This window comes from Faecalibacterium tardum, from assembly GCF_040096515.1.
GTDB classification, from domain to species: domain Bacteria; phylum Bacillota; class Clostridia; order Oscillospirales; family Ruminococcaceae; genus Faecalibacterium; species Faecalibacterium tardum.
Window position 1 is genome coordinate 305,098 of record NZ_JBBMEO010000001.1, and the last position, 16,524, is coordinate 321,621.

At 56.6% G+C, this 16,524-nt stretch carries 26 protein-coding genes; all 26 read left to right on the plus strand.

The window, feature by feature from the left end; genetic code table 11:
* The first annotated feature begins 3 nt into the window (after positions 1–3).
* The 26 genes from WMO44_RS01530 to WMO44_RS01655 all read left to right on the plus strand — a co-directional run bounded on the left by WMO44_RS01530 (position 4) and on the right by WMO44_RS01655 (position 16,514).
* Positions 4–132: a hypothetical protein gene (locus WMO44_RS01530; protein WP_015563563.1), complete on the plus strand. Its 129-nt coding sequence runs from the start codon at positions 4–6 to the stop codon at positions 130–132.
* Positions 125–343 carry a hypothetical protein gene (locus WMO44_RS01535; protein WP_015563562.1) on the plus strand — a complete coding sequence of 73 codons (219 nt, stop codon included), beginning with the start codon at positions 125–127 and terminating at the stop codon, positions 341–343. The genes WMO44_RS01530 and WMO44_RS01535 overlap by 8 nt, the downstream gene beginning before the upstream one ends.
* Entirely contained in the window at positions 324–632 is a 309-nt protein-coding gene (locus WMO44_RS01540) for a hypothetical protein (RefSeq protein ID WP_249238488.1), read from the plus strand. The genes WMO44_RS01535 and WMO44_RS01540 overlap by 20 nt, the downstream gene beginning before the upstream one ends.
* Positions 629–1,045, plus strand: a complete 417-nt coding sequence (locus WMO44_RS01545; RefSeq protein ID WP_349151525.1) for a hypothetical protein — start codon at positions 629–631, stop codon at positions 1,043–1,045. Before WMO44_RS01540 ends, WMO44_RS01545 begins: the two co-directional genes overlap by 4 nt.
* On the plus strand, positions 1,042–1,305 hold the full coding sequence (locus WMO44_RS01550) for a hypothetical protein (protein ID WP_097772595.1): 264 nt from the start codon (positions 1,042–1,044) through the stop codon (positions 1,303–1,305). The genes WMO44_RS01545 and WMO44_RS01550 overlap by 4 nt, the downstream gene beginning before the upstream one ends.
* Positions 1,274–1,840 (plus strand): hypothetical protein, encoded by a 567-nt coding sequence (locus WMO44_RS01555; protein WP_143405744.1) that lies wholly within the window; start codon positions 1,274–1,276, stop codon positions 1,838–1,840. Before WMO44_RS01550 ends, WMO44_RS01555 begins: the two co-directional genes overlap by 32 nt.
* Positions 1,837–2,001, plus strand: coding sequence for a hypothetical protein (locus WMO44_RS01560; RefSeq protein WP_179859160.1), 165 nt, complete (start codon positions 1,837–1,839; stop codon positions 1,999–2,001). The genes WMO44_RS01555 and WMO44_RS01560 overlap by 4 nt, the downstream gene beginning before the upstream one ends.
* A 210-nt stretch (positions 2,002–2,211) precedes the next feature.
* Positions 2,212–2,607: a Rossmann-fold NAD(P)-binding domain-containing protein gene (locus WMO44_RS01565; RefSeq protein ID WP_143405745.1), complete on the plus strand. Its 396-nt coding sequence runs from the start codon at positions 2,212–2,214 to the stop codon at positions 2,605–2,607.
* A 448-nt stretch (positions 2,608–3,055) separates the two neighbouring features.
* Positions 3,056–4,057 (plus strand): hypothetical protein, encoded by a 1,002-nt coding sequence (locus tag WMO44_RS01570; protein ID WP_349151526.1) that lies wholly within the window; start codon positions 3,056–3,058, stop codon positions 4,055–4,057.
* Positions 4,054–4,740, plus strand: a complete 687-nt coding sequence (locus WMO44_RS01575; RefSeq protein ID WP_097772599.1) for a ParB/Srx family N-terminal domain-containing protein — start codon at positions 4,054–4,056, stop codon at positions 4,738–4,740. Before WMO44_RS01570 ends, WMO44_RS01575 begins: the two co-directional genes overlap by 4 nt.
* Entirely contained in the window at positions 4,731–5,879 is a 1,149-nt protein-coding gene (locus tag WMO44_RS01580; RefSeq protein ID WP_097772600.1) for a phosphoadenosine phosphosulfate reductase domain-containing protein, read from the plus strand. The genes WMO44_RS01575 and WMO44_RS01580 overlap by 10 nt, the downstream gene beginning before the upstream one ends.
* Positions 5,866–6,393 (plus strand): ParB N-terminal domain-containing protein, encoded by a 528-nt coding sequence (locus WMO44_RS01585; protein WP_097772601.1) that lies wholly within the window; start codon positions 5,866–5,868, stop codon positions 6,391–6,393. Before WMO44_RS01580 ends, WMO44_RS01585 begins: the two co-directional genes overlap by 14 nt.
* 61 nt (positions 6,394–6,454) lie before the next feature.
* Positions 6,455–6,718, plus strand: a complete 264-nt coding sequence (locus WMO44_RS01590; protein WP_227613371.1) for a DUF6275 family protein — start codon at positions 6,455–6,457, stop codon at positions 6,716–6,718.
* A gap of 15 nt (positions 6,719–6,733) precedes the next feature.
* Positions 6,734–6,895: a hypothetical protein gene (locus tag WMO44_RS01595; protein ID WP_179859159.1), complete on the plus strand. Its 162-nt coding sequence runs from the start codon at positions 6,734–6,736 to the stop codon at positions 6,893–6,895.
* Between the two features lie 144 nt (positions 6,896–7,039).
* Positions 7,040–7,612 (plus strand): hypothetical protein, encoded by a 573-nt coding sequence (locus WMO44_RS01600; RefSeq protein ID WP_097772602.1) that lies wholly within the window; start codon positions 7,040–7,042, stop codon positions 7,610–7,612.
* Complete coding sequence (locus WMO44_RS01605) at positions 7,563–9,533, plus strand: phage terminase large subunit family protein (RefSeq protein WP_242960383.1); 1,971 nt, start codon at positions 7,563–7,565, stop codon at positions 9,531–9,533. The genes WMO44_RS01600 and WMO44_RS01605 overlap by 50 nt, the downstream gene beginning before the upstream one ends.
* Positions 9,534–9,543: 10 nt before the next feature.
* Positions 9,544–9,798, plus strand: coding sequence for a DUF6148 family protein (locus WMO44_RS01610; RefSeq protein WP_097772604.1), 255 nt, complete (start codon positions 9,544–9,546; stop codon positions 9,796–9,798).
* 105 nt (positions 9,799–9,903) lie between these two features.
* Complete coding sequence (locus tag WMO44_RS01615) at positions 9,904–11,511, plus strand: phage portal protein (RefSeq protein ID WP_349151527.1); 1,608 nt, start codon at positions 9,904–9,906, stop codon at positions 11,509–11,511.
* On the plus strand, positions 11,492–12,739 hold the full coding sequence (locus tag WMO44_RS01620) for a head maturation protease, ClpP-related (RefSeq protein ID WP_349151528.1): 1,248 nt from the start codon (positions 11,492–11,494) through the stop codon (positions 12,737–12,739). The genes WMO44_RS01615 and WMO44_RS01620 overlap by 20 nt, the downstream gene beginning before the upstream one ends.
* 14 nt (positions 12,740–12,753) lie before the next feature.
* Entirely contained in the window at positions 12,754–13,158 is a 405-nt protein-coding gene (locus WMO44_RS01625; protein WP_120119930.1) for a head decoration protein, read from the plus strand.
* A 12-nt stretch (positions 13,159–13,170) separates the two neighbouring features.
* The gene (locus WMO44_RS01630; RefSeq protein WP_156069628.1) at positions 13,171–14,253 is read left to right on the plus strand and encodes a major capsid protein; all 1,083 of its coding nucleotides are present in this window, start codon (positions 13,171–13,173) and stop codon (positions 14,251–14,253) included.
* Between the two features lie 25 nt (positions 14,254–14,278).
* Positions 14,279–14,716 carry a Rho termination factor N-terminal domain-containing protein gene (locus WMO44_RS01635; RefSeq protein ID WP_227613377.1) on the plus strand — a complete coding sequence of 146 codons (438 nt, stop codon included), beginning with the start codon at positions 14,279–14,281 and terminating at the stop codon, positions 14,714–14,716.
* Positions 14,713–15,072, plus strand: a complete 360-nt coding sequence (locus tag WMO44_RS01640; protein ID WP_227613378.1) for a hypothetical protein — start codon at positions 14,713–14,715, stop codon at positions 15,070–15,072. The genes WMO44_RS01635 and WMO44_RS01640 overlap by 4 nt, the downstream gene beginning before the upstream one ends.
* The gene (locus tag WMO44_RS01645) at positions 15,069–15,680 is read left to right on the plus strand and encodes a hypothetical protein (RefSeq protein WP_227613379.1); all 612 of its coding nucleotides are present in this window, start codon (positions 15,069–15,071) and stop codon (positions 15,678–15,680) included. Before WMO44_RS01640 ends, WMO44_RS01645 begins: the two co-directional genes overlap by 4 nt.
* Position 15,681: 1 nt before the next feature.
* Positions 15,682–16,212 carry a hypothetical protein gene (locus tag WMO44_RS01650; RefSeq protein WP_349151529.1) on the plus strand — a complete coding sequence of 177 codons (531 nt, stop codon included), beginning with the start codon at positions 15,682–15,684 and terminating at the stop codon, positions 16,210–16,212.
* The gene (locus WMO44_RS01655; RefSeq protein WP_227613381.1) at positions 16,203–16,514 is read left to right on the plus strand and encodes a hypothetical protein; all 312 of its coding nucleotides are present in this window, start codon (positions 16,203–16,205) and stop codon (positions 16,512–16,514) included. The genes WMO44_RS01650 and WMO44_RS01655 overlap by 10 nt, the downstream gene beginning before the upstream one ends.
* Positions 16,515–16,524: the final 10 nt, after the last annotated feature.

Sequence of the window (16,524 nt, forward strand, 5' to 3'; positions counted from 1 at the left end):
CCCATGGACGACTTAAAAGAATATGCAGACCGCCTCAAATTTGAAATTGTGGCTGCCGACTTTCTGAGCACCGAAGACCGGGAAATGGTCTTTGACCTCATCGAGAAAGTGCTGGGTGATACCGATGCCTGACCAGTTTTTCATCAACATTGCGCTGCTGGCCGTTGGCGTGTCCATCGGGGCGCTGCTGGGCGAAACCAGCCGCCAGCAGCACGACCGTGCTCTGTTCCGGGAGTATATCAACTTCATGGCCGAATCAGAGCAGAAAAACGAATTGCTTTTCCGTGAAGTGATTCATTTCCAGACACAGAAAGGAGCCTCCCATGAGGAAGAACAGGAATAACCGCCCGCCGGAAGTCGGCGCACGGGGGCTGCTGCGGCTGCGCTGCCCCTGCTGCGGTAAGGAGTTCGGTACATACCTCCACGTTTCGCAGATGTCCATCGGCTGCCGCTGCGGGGCCACGATCTCGCTTGAACGTGGGCTTGCCCACTATGAGTTTGAGTGTGGGTGCTGCGGGCTGCACGCCAAAGGCCAGACCAACATCGAGGATTTGGAAATCACCATCCCCTGCAAGTGCGGCAATCCCATCACGTTGCACTGGGACAAGGACAAGCGGAGGTACATCGAATGACCCTTGAGGAAGCCTGCCGCCTCATCGACCCGGCAACGGATTTGGACGCTCTGGCCGAGATTGAATATTACAACGGCTTCAAAGGCAAAGACGCTGCTGCCAAAGCCCTGCACGAGGCCAGCCAGATGGTCGTTGACTTTGTGCGCCAGATGTCATGGCATGATGCCAAGAACCCGCCAATCGCCCATGAAGAAAGCTGGGAATGCGCCGGCGAAAAGCACTGCGCCGTGATAAGCGACATCGTATGGGTGTGCTGCGAGAGCGGCCACACCATGAAAGGCTGGGTCGAAAACGGGACGTGGCACATTGAGGATGGCCACCGTGCAGAGGATGGCCACCGTGCAGAGGATGGCCACTACGGGCATGTGAAGCTGTGGGCTCCGCTGCTGGAGCCGCCGGAGGTGAAAAAATGAAAACCATCACAGTTAAGCATGAGGTTTCGCCGGGTCGTGAAAGTTGCGAATTCGGTGGAGATTTTTGGGGCAAAGAGGTGTGCAAGTACCATACGTTTCGTACTCAAACCCATGGACGAAAGGCTCCGCCGGAATACAGAAAGCCCAAATGCTTGCTGTTCGACTGCTGGCTTGAGCAGCCGTACAAGAAATGCGAGGCTTGCAAGAAAGCGTGTATGGAGGCTGAATATGACAACGGAACGACTGCATTTCATGGTTGAATCTCCGGCCAACTTTGTCAGACTGGCCTGCACAATTCTCTTTGAAAAAAGAGAAGCAATGTCCGAATGGGCTGCCACATGGCATGACGTGTTCGATTGTGCCAATGGCGAACAGCTTTTTCTCCAATTCATGGAAGAACTTTTCCCGGACGGCTGCACCATTGGAGAAAAGGAGCTAAAACAGATAACGGATAGAGCAGTCCGCTACTTGCAAACCGAAACCCGCTGCCTTGACCTGAAAGCCGGTCACGATAAGTCTCGGTTTACCTACTGGGTGTCTTTTATTCCTGAACACAAAGTCTATGGATGCGAGTTCGCCCGGCATGAGGAAACCATTATTGAAATCCTTACCGCATTCTTCGGGAAGTCGATCGCAGGTTACAGTCTGGACACTTTGAAGCACTTCATTCTCCGCTCCTTTGAAATCCGCTCTGATAATTCATCGGTACGGTCTATTGCAGAGGATGTGGACTTTATCCAACGGGCGGTATTTGCCCGGAGTTTTGGCAACGGCAGACAGGAGGTGCCTGAATGAAATGGGTTGCGCTTATCTATGCAGCGGAGTGGATTTCAGTGGGGTTGGCGGTGTCAACCGCAATCCACGTCACAGGAGATCTGAGAGCGCTTTGGTTCTTTTTGATTCCGGCATTGTCCGGCGTTAAATATCATGAGGATGATGGGGGCGGGAAAAAATGAGTTGCTTGTCCTGTGAGAACTACATACCCCTTGAACCGTCCATCCAGCGCACTGATGCCCAGGGCCAGACATATACTGTGCCCGGCCTGTGCAAAATTGGTGCAGACCACATAATTTGTGGACTTCCGGTCTACCTTCCGACAGCAAAATGTGATAAAATAATAGAGGCACCGCCGAAAGACGGTAGCTGAATTATGACGGAGGTAGGTTGTGACATTACAGGAATTGTCCAAGTACTATGACATCCAAATGACCCTCGAAAAAGACCGTGAAGCCTTGGAGAGACTGCGGCAAAGAATCACTCCCGCCTCCCCACAACTGACCGGGATGCCCCACACGCCGGGTGTTCGGGATAAAGTCGGAGATCTGGCCGTAGAGCTGGCTGACATGGACGAGCGTATCCGCTGGCTGGAAGAACTGGCAGCACAGGAAAAGCCCAAAGTCGAGGCCTACTGCAAGAGCATTGTGGATGCCCGGATGTATCTGGTTTTCAGACTGCGGTTTATCCGCTGCTACTCATGGGCCGAAGTTGCCGGAGTTCTGGGAAAAGGATATACCGAAGATGGGGTCAGCCGGATGGCGTACAACTACCTCAACAAAAACTGACCGATAAGCCCTGCGTTTGCAGGGCTTTTTATTTTTGCCCAAAAACTGAAATTCAAATCAAAAATTTCCTCAAAATCAGCTCAAAATTGAAATGAATTTAACTTTTGCCCCCTGAAAAGTTGAATTCAAAGTGGAAATCGTTGAGAATCAAAGGGGGATTGTTTCACTCGCTGTCGGACGTTGTCGGATGGTTTCGGATAGATTCCGAAGATTACCGATGGATTCAGATGACAACGGACGCTCCGAGTGATATGATTAGGATGCAAAATTCAAATCAAGCCAAGCGGTGCTCACCATTCCCGGTGGGTGCCGCTATTTTATTGCCTGAAAGGAGGATTCCGGGCCGCACGTTGCTCCTTTGCGTGCGGCATCACCGTAGCACCCCGAAAAGCCGAGGTGCTGCAGCTGGGCATTTCGCCGTGCCCAGTCACAAAGAAGGAGATTTTCCATGTATCAGAAAATCAAGGCAAAATTCAAGGCAAACCCCACCATTTTCTACGCCTGTTCCATCGTTGCATCATGGGCAGGAGTCGGCTCCCTGATGAACTTCCGCACACTGGCCATCAACAACGGCGCTGCTGCGGCTATCATCTGGGCGGTTTTCAACTCGCTGGCCTGTATCTGCTTCGGTCTGTTTGCGGAGTACATCCCGACCGTCCGGCGCATCATGCAGAGCAAGGTGATGTTCTACTTCATCGGCTTTTTGACCGTGTTCCAGACATGGACGCAGATGTCCGGCATCTATGAGATCTTCGGCGACACGCCGATCGGCACCACCGGAGGCACATTGATTGTCTACGGCACCTGCCTTGTGTTCCTGTTTATGCTTCTGAAAGAGGGCATGATTCGGAACGTCCTGTCTGATGGCTTTTCATGGGTGGTTGTTTACGGTCTGCTGGCAGTCGTTGTCATTGCCGCGCTGGTATACACCCACGGTGCATTCGTCAACATCGACCCCGGCCTGACTGCTGCCGGTATCCAGACGGGCCTCTACAAAGGCTTCCTGCTGCTGCCCGGCCCGTTCACTTATCCGTACTACTACTCGCTGTTCTCCTACAACGACAAAAATGAAGATGGCACCCAGCACGGCAACATGAAAAAGTCCTTTGTGCTGGCTGGCGTGATGTTCGGTGTCTACATGGTGCTGGCTGCGCTGCTCACATGGGTCAATTTCAGCCCACTGCTGAACACGCTCAAGGCTATCCTGATCACCATCATTGCGCTGTCCTCGCTGTCCACCTACCTCTATTCGGAGTATCTGGTGTTCGGTGAGAACATCGGCTTTCTCATTGACGTGCTCACTGTTACCTCGTGGCAGCTCGTGATCCCGCTGGGTGTCATGGGCATCTGGACGCTGATGAGCGAGCTTCGGGTGTACATCATCATCTTTGTGCTGCTGGCCTCCGTGGTCCTGCACCTCGTTTCTGACCGAAAGGAGGATGCACGATGAAAATCACGGTAAAGAAGCTGTCCGAGCTGCACAAGCCCGCCCACAACATCCGCCGGCATTCCGAGAAGCAGTTGACCGAGTACATCCGCAGCATTGAAATGTTCGGGCAGGTCAAGCCGCTGGTCGTGGCCGAGGACGGTGAGATCATCGCCGGTAACGGTCTGTATGAAGCGCTGCTCCGCATGGGCCGGGAAACCTGTGACTGCTATGTCATGGTCGGCCTGACCGATGTTCAGAAGAAAAAGCTCATGATGGCCGACAACAAGGTCTATGAGCTGGGATTCACTGATGTGGATGCCATCGAGGAACTGGTCAAGGAGCTGGACGGTGATGTGGATGTCCCGGGCTGGGATGCCGATCTGCTGGAAATGCTGAACAGCACCGAGGATGAAGCGGACGAAATGATTGGCTCCTACGGAGAATTCCCGGAGAGCGAGATTTCGTCCATCAACCGCCAGCAGAATGAGGAACACGTCCCCTATGCAGCAGCGCCTACCTATCCGGTAGCGCCGCCCGACCCACAGCCCGTGTCCACCGTCTCCGAGCCTCCGCAGCAGCCCTCCCCGGTGTTGGAGGTGTCTACACCTACCGAGCCGGAAACCGCTGTTCCTGAGGCGGCCAGCGGCGCAGAGCAGCACCGGTACATCCGCTGCCCGAAGTGTGGTGAGCTGATATGCCTGTGAAAGTAGTGGAAAGCAACCTGAACGTGTTGCAGGCTGCGAAGATCCGCATCCGAAATGTGTTCGCCAACGGCTGCAAAATCTACCTGAGCTTTTCTTCCGGCAAGGATAGCCTGTGCATGGCCAACCTCGTTTATGAAATGATTCTCTCCGGTGAGCTGGACCCCAAGCAGCTGACGGTGACGTTCATCGACGAGGAGGGGCTTTACCCCTCGATGGTCGATGCAGCATACCGCTGGCGGCGCAACTTCCTGTCGGTCGGCGCAAAATTCTTGTGGTTTTGCCTGCCGTTCAAGCAGGTGTCCGTCATTGACCACCTGTCCAGCTCCGAATCGTGGATAACGTGGGAGCCGGGCAAGGAAGATGTCTGGATGCGCAAACCGCCCGATTTTGCCATCATGTACAGTCCCTACCTCCACTATGCAGGGGAAATGAACTACCAGACGTTCTGCTCCAAGGCGTTTTCTGACGGCATCCAGCTTGTCGGTCTGCGCACGGCGGAAAGCCTGACCCGCTTCAAGTGCATTGCCAACACCAAAATGGAGCGCATCACCCGCGGCGGCAAGTTCTATCCCATCTACGACTGGAAGGACTCCGATGTGTGGCTGTACATCAAGGAGCGAAACCTTGAATTTCCTGAGATCTACATGAGGCTCTATGAGGCGGGTGTCCGAAAGAATGCCCTCCGGCTGTGCGCATTCTTCGGTGACTGCGGCACACAGGGCCTCCGTTGGATAGCTGAAACGGACAACGACCTGTGGGAGCGCATCCAGCGGCGAGAACCCAATGCCTACCTCGTTCTGCTCTACTGGGATTCTGAAATGTTCCGGCGCACCACCCGCAAGCGTGGGGAGCTGGAAGAAGAATCCGAGAAAAAGGACTATAAAGCCCTCTGCAAAGACCTTCTGTTCCTGCACCCGGAGCGCTACACCATCGCCAAGGACACCCTGTCCCACATCGAGCACTGGCGTGGCCTGTTCATCAAGACCTACGGCATCGCTGAGCAGAAGCACTACAAGACCATGTACGAGGGCCTGTTGTACGGAGACCCCAAAATGCGTATCCTGCGCATTCTCTGGACCACCATCTACAACGACCACAACGCCCGCATCAAGGAGGAGCAGAACCATGGAAAGCATTGATGTATTCGCCCCGCTGGCATCCCTCCAGTGGGTAGACCGCAACACTATTCACGCCAACGACTACAACCCCAACAAGGTCAGCGAGGAAAACCTGAAGCTGCTTATCCAGTCTATCCTGACCAACGGCTGGACACTGCCCATCGTGGTACGCCCTGACGGCACCATCATTGACGGCTTCCATCGCTGGACTGTATCGGGCCGGGAGCCGCTGCTGTCCCTGCTGGGCGGCAAAGTGCCGGTCGTAGTCGTAGACCACCACGGCGACGAGAGCGCCGACGTGTACGGCACCATAACCCACAACCGTGCCCGTGGCACCCACCTGTTGGAGCCGATGAAAGCCATTGTCAAGAAACTCATTGACGAGGGCAAGACCGTGGAGGAAATCGGCAAGCAGCTGGGCATGAAGCCCGAAGAAATCTTCCGCCTGTCCGGCTTTACCAAAGACGAGTTCCTGAACATGATGACCAAGGGCCACGACACATACTCCAAGGCTCAGGTCATCCGCAGCGTATGAAATCGTCCTTGCCAGCGCTCATGCGGGCAGGGGCTTTATCTCGAGGAAAGGAATCATCACTATGGACTACTATGATTTTGTGGCATCCGCCATTGCTGCCGTCGCCAGCCTCTATAATGCAAACGCTGAGCTGGCACATCTCCAGAAGATCGGCGTGAAAGACGTGTGCGTACTCTGGTGCGGCAGTACCCTTCAGAACAACAAGGCTTGGCTGTCCACCACCGTCCCTGACTGTATGTACTACGAGGCAACCTACGACGGCGACAAGAAGGAGCTGCGTCTGGATGCCTATAGGAAGATTCAAAGCGTGAGCATTCCCTGCTGAAAGGAGCACGACACCATGAACACCGTAACCGTATACGCCTGTCCCAGCGTCCCTATGGACAGCATCGAGTGTACCATCGAGTATGACCCTGCTGTGGTCGAAGCCTTTCTGCATCCGCCCAACAGCGGACAGGAGCGGGCCGACGATGGCTCGTTCGGTGACGAAAAGGTACTGTGACGGGGGTGCCCCACACTGAGCGGGCTCGACGACCCCGAAACCAAGCTAGTTAGTGAGGGAAAAATCAGTCATTTCGTTACGGTTTGTATAATGACTTCGCTGTGATTTTCCAAAGAGTTTTACAAAAAAGGAGGTGGTTTCTGAATGCCGACAAAAGAAAGAGTTGCTGACATGACTGTGACCACCACCCAACTGGCCGCCGTGCTGGGCATCACGAACCGCAGGGTGCAGCAGCTCACACAGGATGGGGTGCTCACCACCGTCAGTCGAGGAAAATTTGTCCTTGGTGACGCAGTGCAGGCCTACAATGCCAGCACTGCCCGTGGCGGGCTGACCAAAGAGGAAGCGGCAGAGGCCAAAAAGCTGGACCACATCAAGCAGAAAGCAGAAGCTACGCTCAAAGCCAGCAAAGCGAAAATCGCTCAAGCTGAGGCAAAAGAGCTGTCCGGGCAGATGCACCGCAGTGAGGATGTGGCCGCTATGACCTCTGAGCTTATCTACACCGTCCGGGGTGCGCTGATGGCGCTGCCCAGCCGTGTTGCCATCAATGCGGCTGCTCTGTCTGACCCGGCAGAGGTGGCAGAGTATATGCGTGGCGAGGTGAATCAGATAGCCGAGGAAATCGCCATGTTCCGTTACGACCCGGCAAAGTATGAGGCCCGTGTCCGTGAACGCAAGGCGTGGGCTGAAAAGCTGGCTGGTGACGACGATGAGTGAGAATGCAGCGGTTGACCGTCTGAATGCTCTGGTGTCAAAGCTGGTGGCAGCTATCCGGCCCCCGCCCAATGTGTCCGTGAGCGAGTGGGCCACACAAAACCGCGTCCTGTCCCCGGAAGCGTCTGCCGAGCAGGGCCGCTGGCGTAACAGCCGCACGCCCTATCTGGTGGAGATCATGGACGCATTCTCCGACCCGCGCATCCATCATATCGTTGTCGTTGCGTCCTCACAGGTCGGCAAGTCGGAGTTTGAAAACAATGTCATAGGCCGCACCATTGACGTTGACCCCGGCAGTATTCTTTTCATCCATCCCCAAATGACGGATGCCAAGGAGTACAGCAAGCTCCGTATCGCCCCCATGATACGAGACTGCCCTACACTGCGGGCCAAGGTCGCGGAGAAAAAGAGCCGGGACAGCGGCAACACGATTTTGCAGAAAAGTTATCCCGGCGGCATCCTGACCATGTGCGGATCTACCGAGGCGCACGCTCTGGCATCAAAGCCCATCCGCTATGTGCTGGGTGACGAGCGTGACCGCTGGGCAGTGAGTGCCGGCACAGAGGGCGACCCTTGGGAACTGGCAATGGCCCGGCAGACCACTTTCTACAACGCAAAGGCTGTGGAAGTCAGCACACCCACCATCAAGGGACACAGTGCCATTGCCAAGTCCTATGTCAAGGGCACGATGGAGCGCTGGGTATCCCAGTGCCCGCACTGCAAGGGATTCCATGAACTGCGTTGGGAAGATATTCGGTACGAGTATGACACCATCGAAACCCACGGAGAGAAAACCTACAAGGTCAAGGACGTGTGGTATCTCTGCCCGGAGTGCGCCTGCATTTCGGACGAAGTGACCATGAAGCGGGCACCAGCTCACTGGCAAGCGGAAAATCCCGCCGCCTATGAGAACGGTATCCGCAGCTTTTGGCTGAACAGCTTTGTTTCGCAGTGGGCAGCATGGAAAGATACCGTGCTGAAATACCTGAATGCCCTGGGCGATACCAAGAAGATGCAGGTTGTCTACAACACCCGTCTGGGGCTGCTGTGGGAAGATCGCGGCGATGTGCAGGACGAGGACACCATGCTTGGCCGCAGGGAGGAATACCCTGCGGAACTGCCGGATGGTGTGCTGGTGCTGACCGCTGGCGTTGATACGCAGGACGACCGCATGGAGTACGAGATCGTGGGCTTCGGCCACTTCGGGGAAACATGGGGCATCGAAAAAGGCATCATCTCTGGCCGCCCGGACAGTGACGAGGTCTGGCAGCAACTGGACGAGCTGGTTTTCGACCGCAAGCTGAAATTCGCTGACGGCCTAGAGCTGCCCGTTTCCATCAAATTTGTAGACGAGGGCGGCCATTTCACCCAAGAGGTGCGCCAGCGCTGCCATGACCGCATCGGCAAAAAGGTTTTCTGCATCAAGGGCTTTCCCGGCTCCGACCGGCCGTTCACAGGCCCGCCAAAGCAGGTGAAAATCACGGTGCAGAACCGCTACATCGGGATGTGCTGGCAGTACCAGTTGGGCGTTGACGCTGGCAAGCAAATCATCATGGACGATTTGAAAGTGCAGGAGCCGGGCCCTCGGTACTGCCACTTCCCACGCCGGGACGATTACGGCCTCGGCTACTTCAACGGCCTCTTGTCAGAGCATTTGATATACAAAGAGGGCCACCGCAACCCGTGGCAATGGGATAAAATCTCCGGCCATGAGCGAAACGAACCTCTTGACTGCCGAAACTATGCCATAGCGGCCTACAAGGTGCTGCCGAAAGACCTTGATGCCATCGACCGGGCGCTGAAAAGGCTGCGCGGCAAGGCACCAGAGGCACCGGCAGCCCCGGTGATAAATATTCAACAACCCGTCTCCCGTCCCCAGCCGTCCCCCGGCCGGAGGCGGGAGAACTTTTTAGACGACTGGTGAGGTGTGAGTTATGGATACCGTGACCATCAAAAAGCGGCTGGAGTTCCACACGAAGCGGCTTGATAACCTGTATGTGGCCTACAACAAGCTGCTTTCCGGTGGCGTGAAAAGCTACCGTCTGGACGACCGGGAACTCACACGTCTTGACCTCGGCAAGCTCAGCGATGAGATCAAAGATGCCGAGGAAAAGGTCGATGAACTGACCGCGCTGCTGAACGGCCAGAGTGCCCGCAAGGCATTCTCCGTTATCCCGCGCGATTGGTGATCCTTTAGGGTGACGGCCCGAAAGGGCCTTTGCCGCGGGCTGGCTGCTTTTTACTCCTTTCCCCAGCCAGCCCGCTTAGTTTGAAAATTACGGAGGCGATTACTCTTGAGTGTCAGATACCGCGTCACCGCTGCACCGCAGGCCAGCGGCTACAGCGAGGCGGGCGCATCCTACAAACGGCGTGCGCTGCGGGCTTTCTTCCCCAACAGCAACTCTCCGAGCAGCGATATTCACGACAACGCAGATATTCTGCGGCAGCGGAGCAGAATGCTCTACATGAGCGCACCTGTTGCGACCAGTGCCATCAACACGAATCGAACGAAGATCGTTGGCACCGGGCTGACCTTGAAAGCGACCGTTGACCGAAACGTACTGGGGCTATCCCCGGAAAAAGCCAAAGAGTGGCAGAGTAAAACCGAGGCAGAGTTCCGGCTTTGGGCCGAAAACCGCCGCAGTTGTGATGCCATGGGGCTGAACGATTTCTACGGCTTGCAGCAGTTGGCCCTGAAAAGCTGGCTTATGAGTGGTGATGTGTTCGCCGTGGTGAAAATTCGTGACCCGGACAAGCTGCACCCCTACGGGCTGCGGCTGCATCTGGTGGAGGCTGACCGTGTGTCCACCCCGGATAAGCTCGGCGGTATGCTGGATGGCCTGGGCTATACCGAGGGCACAAACCCCAACACCGGGAACAAAATCTATGATGGTGTGGAAGTGGACAGCAGCGGCATGATCGTGGCCTACCACGTCCGCAACACATATCCGCATGAGTGGCGGAATGACATCACCAAATGGCAGCGAGTGGAGGCGGTCGGTGCGACAACTGGGCTGCCCCAGATCCTGCACATTATGGAGTCCGAGCGTCCGGACCAGTACCGTGGTGTCCCGCTCATTGCACCCATCATCGAACCGCTGCTCCAGCTTCGCAGATATACGGAGTCGGAACTGCTGGCAGCTCTGGTGCAGAGCTTCTTCACGGCATGGATTGTCACCGATACCCCGAAGAACGCTATCCCGTTTGACGAAACCGGCAGCGGAGATCTCGGCGGTGTTCCTGTGGACAACCCAAAGGCTAACAACGCCAGCCACAGCCCGAACGAGTATGAGATGGGGCCGGGTACGGTTGCGCACCTCGGCAAGGGCGAGGACATCAAGTTCGGAAACCCCAATATTCCCACCGCAGGGTTTGATACGTTCGTCAAAACGCTGTGCAAACTCATGGGTGGTGCCATTGAAATGCCGTATGAGCTGTTGCTGAAAGAGTTCAACGCCAGCTACTCGGCCAGCCGTGCCTCTCTTTTGGAGGCATGGGAAGGTATCAAGATGCGGCGTGCATGGCTGGTAGGCAGCTTCTGCCAGCCTGTATATGAAATTTGGCTTTCTGAGGCTGTGGCCCGTGGACGAGTAATCGCCCCGGGCTTTTTTGATGACCCTCTGGTGCGTGCTGCATGGTGCGGCGCACGGTGGATTGGGCCTGTGCAGGGCACCCTTGACCCGAAGAAAGAGGTCGAGGCCGCCGTGCTCCAGACCCATCACGGCTTCCGCACCCATGAGCAGGTCACGCGCGAGCTGGGCGGCGGCGACTGGGAGGACAATGTCGCAGAGCTGGCCCACGAAAATGAGCAGCTCAAAGCTGCGGGCAGCGAGGGCGTAATCGAAACCACAGAAAGTGTCACTACACAGGGAGGTAAAGAAAATGCCGAAAGCACCGAGTAGCACCCCGATGGTGAGCATCCAGCGGCCCTGCTATGCAATGGCCAGCACTGACGGCCAGAGCGCTGACATCACCATGTACGGCCAGATCGTGGACACGCAGCCCACGGATTGGTGGACGGGCGAACCGGTTCCGGGCCAGTACATCATCGAGAGCGAGTTCCTGTCCGACTTGCAGCAGGTCGAGCATTGCACGGAGATCACCATCCGCATGGACAGTGTAGGCGGTGATGCCGGCGTGTCTATCCTGATTCACAACCGGCTGCGTGAGCTGGCCGCCAAGGGCACAAAGCTGACCTGTATTGTGGACGGCGTGGCCATGTCGGGCGGCAGCCTTATCATGTGTGCCTGTGATACCGTCAAAGCAAATCCGTCCAGCCTCGTCATGATTCACAAGTGCTGGTCGCTTATCTGGGGCAATTACAATGCCGACGAGCTGCGCAAAGCGGCGGATGCCAACGACGCATGGGATAAGAGTCAGGTTTCCATCTACAAGCGGAAAACCGGCCTTTCCGAGACTGTGCTGTTGCACATGATGTCTGACACCACCTACATGACCGGCAAAGAGGCCGTGGAGAAGGGCTTTGCAAATGAGCTTCTGGATGATGCCGAGCCGGTGGAAATCTCAGCAAGCGCCGACCGGCAGACCATCTACGCCAAGGGCCACGCCCTGCACCTGAGACCGGGCACAAAGCTGCCCGGCAATATTCCTATGGCTAAAGCGGCTGCACCTGCGACCGCTACTGCAAATACACCGGCGGCACCCGCCGCCCAGTCCAACGAAGGAGGACATACCACTATGGCAACTACCATCGAGGAGCTTCGCAAGGAAAACCCGGAGCTGTGCCGCCAGCTTGAGCAGAGCGCTTCTGAACAGGCATCCCAGAACGAGCGCACCCGCCTGTCTGAAATTGACGAGGTGGCCAACCTGTTCGACCCGACTATGGTTCAGGAGGCCAAGTACGGCAAGACCGCTTGCGATGCCCGCGAGCTGGCTTTCCGCGCTGCCAAGGCCGCAGCTGCGCAGGGCCACGAGTTCCTGAAGAATCTGGCGGCCGACAATCAGGCATCCGGTGCCCAGGGCGTGGAGGCCGTGCCGGGCGCATCCGCAACCGGCGACCCGGAGTCCCTGCCCGATGCAACGGGCAATGCACCCAAGACCCCGGCTGAACGCATGGCTGCGGCTGATGCTGCCGTCGCTGCGCTGCTTGACGGGGACGAGAAAAAGTAAGGAGGAACACTACAATGACTGAGCTGAACAAAAGACTGGGCAGCATGGATTATGACGGCCTGATTGCCGACATCTATCCTAAGCTGGTGGTCAGCGGCGGCACCATCCGTAAGCTGGCCGAGGCTGCCACCATCAAGCGTGGCACCATTCTGGCAAAGTCCAGCGGCACTTCCGGCGATGGCAAACTGGTGGTACTGGGCACCGCGGCCACTGGCGACGAGGTGCTGACTGCCAACTGCATCCTGTGTGATGACGTTGAGGTCGGCACGTCCGATGATGTGACCGTCCCTGTGTACCTGACGGGCTGCTTCAACACCAACAAGTGCATTGTGGCCGACAGCTACACCATGACCGAGGCTGACAAGGATGCCCTGCGCGAGGGCGGCATCTTTTTCAAGGCCGCTGCACCGGCACTGTAAGGAGGATATATCATGCCTGCTGAACTGAATTTTTTCGATACCTACACCCTGATGGCCGTCTATAAGAGGGTCGTCCCCAAGAAGACTTTCTTCCGTGACCGCTATTTCCCGACCAGCGACGAGGACATCTTTGCGTCCAACAAGGTTCTGACCGAGTACATGGACGGCGACCAGAAGATGGCAGCCTTTGTTGCGCCTCGTGTCGGCGCAATTCCGATGGAGCGCATGGGCTACGAGATCCATGAGCTTGAACCTGCATTCATCGGCATGAGCCGTGAGCTGTCCACCGACGACCTGACGAAGCGTGGCTTCGGTGAGGCTATCTATGCCAACAGCACCCCGGCGCAGCGTGCGGCCAAGCTGACCCAGAAAGACCTGGCAGATATGGATGCCCGCATCGTTCGCCGTGAGGAGTGGATGTGTGCCCAGACTATGCTGGATAACGGCTGCACCATGCAGGAAATGATCGACAACCAGACCAAGGGCGATACGAAGGTTGTGAAGTTCTACAACCCCGGCCACGAGAACGACCATATCTATGTCCCTGCTGCAAAGTGGAACGAGGAAGGCGGCAAATTCTTTGAGGATGTTGCTGCCATGTGTGATATGCTGTCCAGCCGTGGTCTGGCTTCCGCAGACCTGCTGCTGGGTGCCGATACCTACAATGCCGTTCTGGACCTCGAAAAGGTGCAGCGCCTGCTGGACAAGAACTCTGGCATCATTGTGGGCCAGATTGAGGAGCAGCTCAGCCCGTATCATGGTGTGGTCTATGGTGGCACCCTGAACTTCAAGGGGCACAAGCTGAACCTGATCTCCGTTGACGAGACCTATGTTGACGATGAGGGCAAGGTGCGGCCTCAGTTCCCCAAGACCGATGCCTTGGTCACCGCTCCCGGCTGCGGCCACCTGATGTATGGTGCCATCACCCAGATCAACTACGGTGATACCAAGCATACCACCATCGCAAGTCGCCGTGTTCCGAAGTTCAGCCTCAATCAGGAGAACGACCTGCGCAAGACCATTCTCAAGGCCCGCCCGCTGGCTGCACCCCACAACTACTGCCCGTGGATCCGCGTCAAGAACGTGGTCGGCTAAGTCTGGCCAGAAAGGAAGTATACCGATGCTTGTTGAGATTCTTTGCGGCGGCTATGGCTGCCGCACCAAGACGGGCATTCACACCGTCATGCGTGGTGAACAGTGCGAGGTCAGCGAAAGCGAAGCACGCCGCCTTATCGGGCTGGGCGTGGCAAAATCCCCGTACATCACCGACAGAGGCACGGCGAGCACCCTTGCGGCGGCTCCGGCGACTGCGGAAGGTAACGACACCCCCACAGCCGAAACCCAGCAGGGCGGCTCTGGGACGGCCCACCTTGACCCCAACCAGTTGCAGGACATGACTGTTGCTGAGCTGAAGAAGCTGGCGGCGGATATGGGCATCGAAACCAAGCAGCTCAAGACCAAGGATGAACTCGTCGAGGCTATCTGCGCCGAGGACGTTGTTCCCGGTGACGAGAGCACCGAGACCCCGGAGCTGTCTGCTGCGATGCCCACCGCATGAGCAGCTTCAAGGACGCTGTGCAGGAAGACCTGAACAGCGTCTTTCTGAATCTGGACGAGTTTGCAGAAACGCACACGGTCTACTATGACGGTGAGGAGTATTCGGATATTCCCATTGTCATGACCGGCCTCTCCGAAAAGGAGCGGGTGCGTCAGAGCATCAGTGACCATGCGGAGGGCATATACCGGGTAAGCCGGGTGTTGCATTGCGATATTGCAGCCATCGGCGGGAAGCAGCCGGAGCAGGGCTGCAAACTGGGCATTGACGAAAACGGATTTGTCCGCAGCTACTATGTGGCATCCTCTGTCTGCGAAATGGGGATGCTGCGGGTGGAATTGGAGGCGATTGACGAATGAGTGATGTGACAACAGACACCATGATGCACAGCGTGGCCGCTGGCATTGCTGTTGACATTGCAGAGGAGGGATTTGACCGCGTGTCAGCCATCCTTTCCGGGATTCCCGGTGGCGCCAATCGTGCCGTTGGCTCTGCGCTTGCCCGTGCCGCTGCTGCCGGAAAGACGGTAGCAAAGCGGGCGGTCACGCAGGAGTACGCCATCAGCAGCAGCGAATTCACCAACCGCACCAAGAACGTCAACAACATTCAGCGGGCCAGCAGCGGCGAGGTTTCTATCAACTTCGGCTACCGTGGCAGCGTCATCCCCCTTAGAGTTTTCGACACCAAGGTAGACCGCAGCGGCCGCGTTGTTACCCGTGTGAAGAAATCCAGTGCCCGACAGGCGCTGGACCACGCTTTCGAGGCGAAAATGGGTTCTCATTATGGTATCTACGAGAGGCAGGGCGAAAAAAGATTCCCGGTTAAGGAGCTTTTCGGCCCGGCTACCCCGCAGATGATGTATTCCAATGAGGTTGTCATGGACTCCATCGAGGCGAAAATGGCCTCCACATATGAGGAACGCATTGAGCATGAAATCACGCGAGTTTTGAACGGATGGGGTGTGTGATATGACCAGTGTGGTTTTGCTTGAACAGCTGAAAGCATTCACCGAGGAAATCATGGCCGACATGATTCTCCCGGTGGCTATGCAGCAGGGCGACACCGAGCAAGCCTACCGTGCCCCGGAAGTCTACCTGATGCGGCTGCCTGACAGCAGGGCGGCCAAGAAAAAGGCCCCCTACATCATCCACCGGGTCATTCCGCTGGAAACGGAACAGCAGCCCGGCAGCGAGGAGCGCACGGTCGTTTCCGTGCGCTCTATTTTCTGCTGCTACAACCCGGACGAGCAGGAGGGCGACCTTGCACTCCTGAACATGATGGAGCGTTTCCGGGTAGAGCTGCTGAAAGTCCGCAAGGTGGGCGCTGTCGGAGCGGATGGAAAGCCCCGGTATCAGTTCACTCTCGATATTTCTCCCGACCACAAGTTGGAAAGCATTCCTTATGACGAGGAATCGAAGCCCTACTATGCCGGAGAAATGATCACCTACTGGAAGCTGCCGACCGTGCAGCAAACGGAGGACATTGAATTATGGCGGTGAAAAAGACCACGGCGGAACAGCCCGCCGAAAACACCGTGAGCGCCGAGCCTGCACAGAGCAAGCCCAGCGTTTCTATTTACGTCGGCCCGTCCATTCTGGGCTACATCCAGAAAAACACGATTTACCCCTGCGCCGCTGCGGAGGCTGTAGAGCGTGATGATGTGAAGATTGCCACCGAGAAATATCCCGGTGTGGCCGACTTCATCATCAATGTGGACGAGCTGCACACCACGCCTGAAAAGGTAAAAGCACGCGGCGAGGCCGTCCTTGCATTTGCACGGATGCTCGCCAAATCCAAGTAAGGAGGAATAC

Excerpts from the sequence above, each read along its gene's own strand:
- WMO44_RS01585 (WP_097772601.1), top strand. The coding sequence starts at position 5,866 with ATGGAAAGCATTGATGTATTCGCCCCGCTGGCATCCCTCCAGTGGGTA.
- WMO44_RS01620 (WP_349151528.1), top strand. The coding sequence starts at position 11,492 with ATGCCGAAAGCACCGAGTAGCACCCCGATGGTGAGCATCCAGCGGCCC.
- WMO44_RS01640 (WP_227613378.1), top strand. The coding sequence starts at position 14,713 with ATGAGCAGCTTCAAGGACGCTGTGCAGGAAGACCTGAACAGCGTCTTT.
- WMO44_RS01600 (WP_097772602.1), top strand. The coding sequence starts at position 7,040 with ATGCCGACAAAAGAAAGAGTTGCTGACATGACTGTGACCACCACCCAA.
- WMO44_RS01630 (WP_156069628.1), top strand. The coding sequence starts at position 13,171 with ATGCCTGCTGAACTGAATTTTTTCGATACCTACACCCTGATGGCCGTC.
- WMO44_RS01545 (WP_349151525.1), top strand. The coding sequence starts at position 629 with ATGACCCTTGAGGAAGCCTGCCGCCTCATCGACCCGGCAACGGATTTG.
- WMO44_RS01550 (WP_097772595.1), top strand. The coding sequence starts at position 1,042 with ATGAAAACCATCACAGTTAAGCATGAGGTTTCGCCGGGTCGTGAAAGT.
- WMO44_RS01530 (WP_015563563.1), top strand. The coding sequence starts at position 4 with ATGGACGACTTAAAAGAATATGCAGACCGCCTCAAATTTGAAATTGTG.
- WMO44_RS01555 (WP_143405744.1), top strand. The coding sequence starts at position 1,274 with ATGACAACGGAACGACTGCATTTCATGGTTGAATCTCCGGCCAACTTT.
- WMO44_RS01570 (WP_349151526.1), top strand. The coding sequence starts at position 3,056 with ATGTATCAGAAAATCAAGGCAAAATTCAAGGCAAACCCCACCATTTTC.
- WMO44_RS01625 (WP_120119930.1), top strand. The coding sequence starts at position 12,754 with ATGACTGAGCTGAACAAAAGACTGGGCAGCATGGATTATGACGGCCTG.
- WMO44_RS01560 (WP_179859160.1), top strand. The coding sequence starts at position 1,837 with ATGAAATGGGTTGCGCTTATCTATGCAGCGGAGTGGATTTCAGTGGGG.
- WMO44_RS01655 (WP_227613381.1), top strand. The coding sequence starts at position 16,203 with ATGGCGGTGAAAAAGACCACGGCGGAACAGCCCGCCGAAAACACCGTG.
- WMO44_RS01645 (WP_227613379.1), top strand. The coding sequence starts at position 15,069 with ATGAGTGATGTGACAACAGACACCATGATGCACAGCGTGGCCGCTGGC.
- WMO44_RS01610 (WP_097772604.1), top strand. The coding sequence starts at position 9,544 with ATGGATACCGTGACCATCAAAAAGCGGCTGGAGTTCCACACGAAGCGG.
- WMO44_RS01590 (WP_227613371.1), top strand. The coding sequence starts at position 6,455 with ATGGACTACTATGATTTTGTGGCATCCGCCATTGCTGCCGTCGCCAGC.
- WMO44_RS01580 (WP_097772600.1), top strand. The coding sequence starts at position 4,731 with ATGCCTGTGAAAGTAGTGGAAAGCAACCTGAACGTGTTGCAGGCTGCG.
- WMO44_RS01635 (WP_227613377.1), top strand. The coding sequence starts at position 14,279 with ATGCTTGTTGAGATTCTTTGCGGCGGCTATGGCTGCCGCACCAAGACG.
- WMO44_RS01540 (WP_249238488.1), top strand. The coding sequence starts at position 324 with ATGAGGAAGAACAGGAATAACCGCCCGCCGGAAGTCGGCGCACGGGGG.
- WMO44_RS01575 (WP_097772599.1), top strand. The coding sequence starts at position 4,054 with ATGAAAATCACGGTAAAGAAGCTGTCCGAGCTGCACAAGCCCGCCCAC.
- WMO44_RS01595 (WP_179859159.1), top strand. The coding sequence starts at position 6,734 with ATGAACACCGTAACCGTATACGCCTGTCCCAGCGTCCCTATGGACAGC.
- WMO44_RS01535 (WP_015563562.1), top strand. The coding sequence starts at position 125 with ATGCCTGACCAGTTTTTCATCAACATTGCGCTGCTGGCCGTTGGCGTG.
- WMO44_RS01650 (WP_349151529.1), top strand. The coding sequence starts at position 15,682 with ATGACCAGTGTGGTTTTGCTTGAACAGCTGAAAGCATTCACCGAGGAA.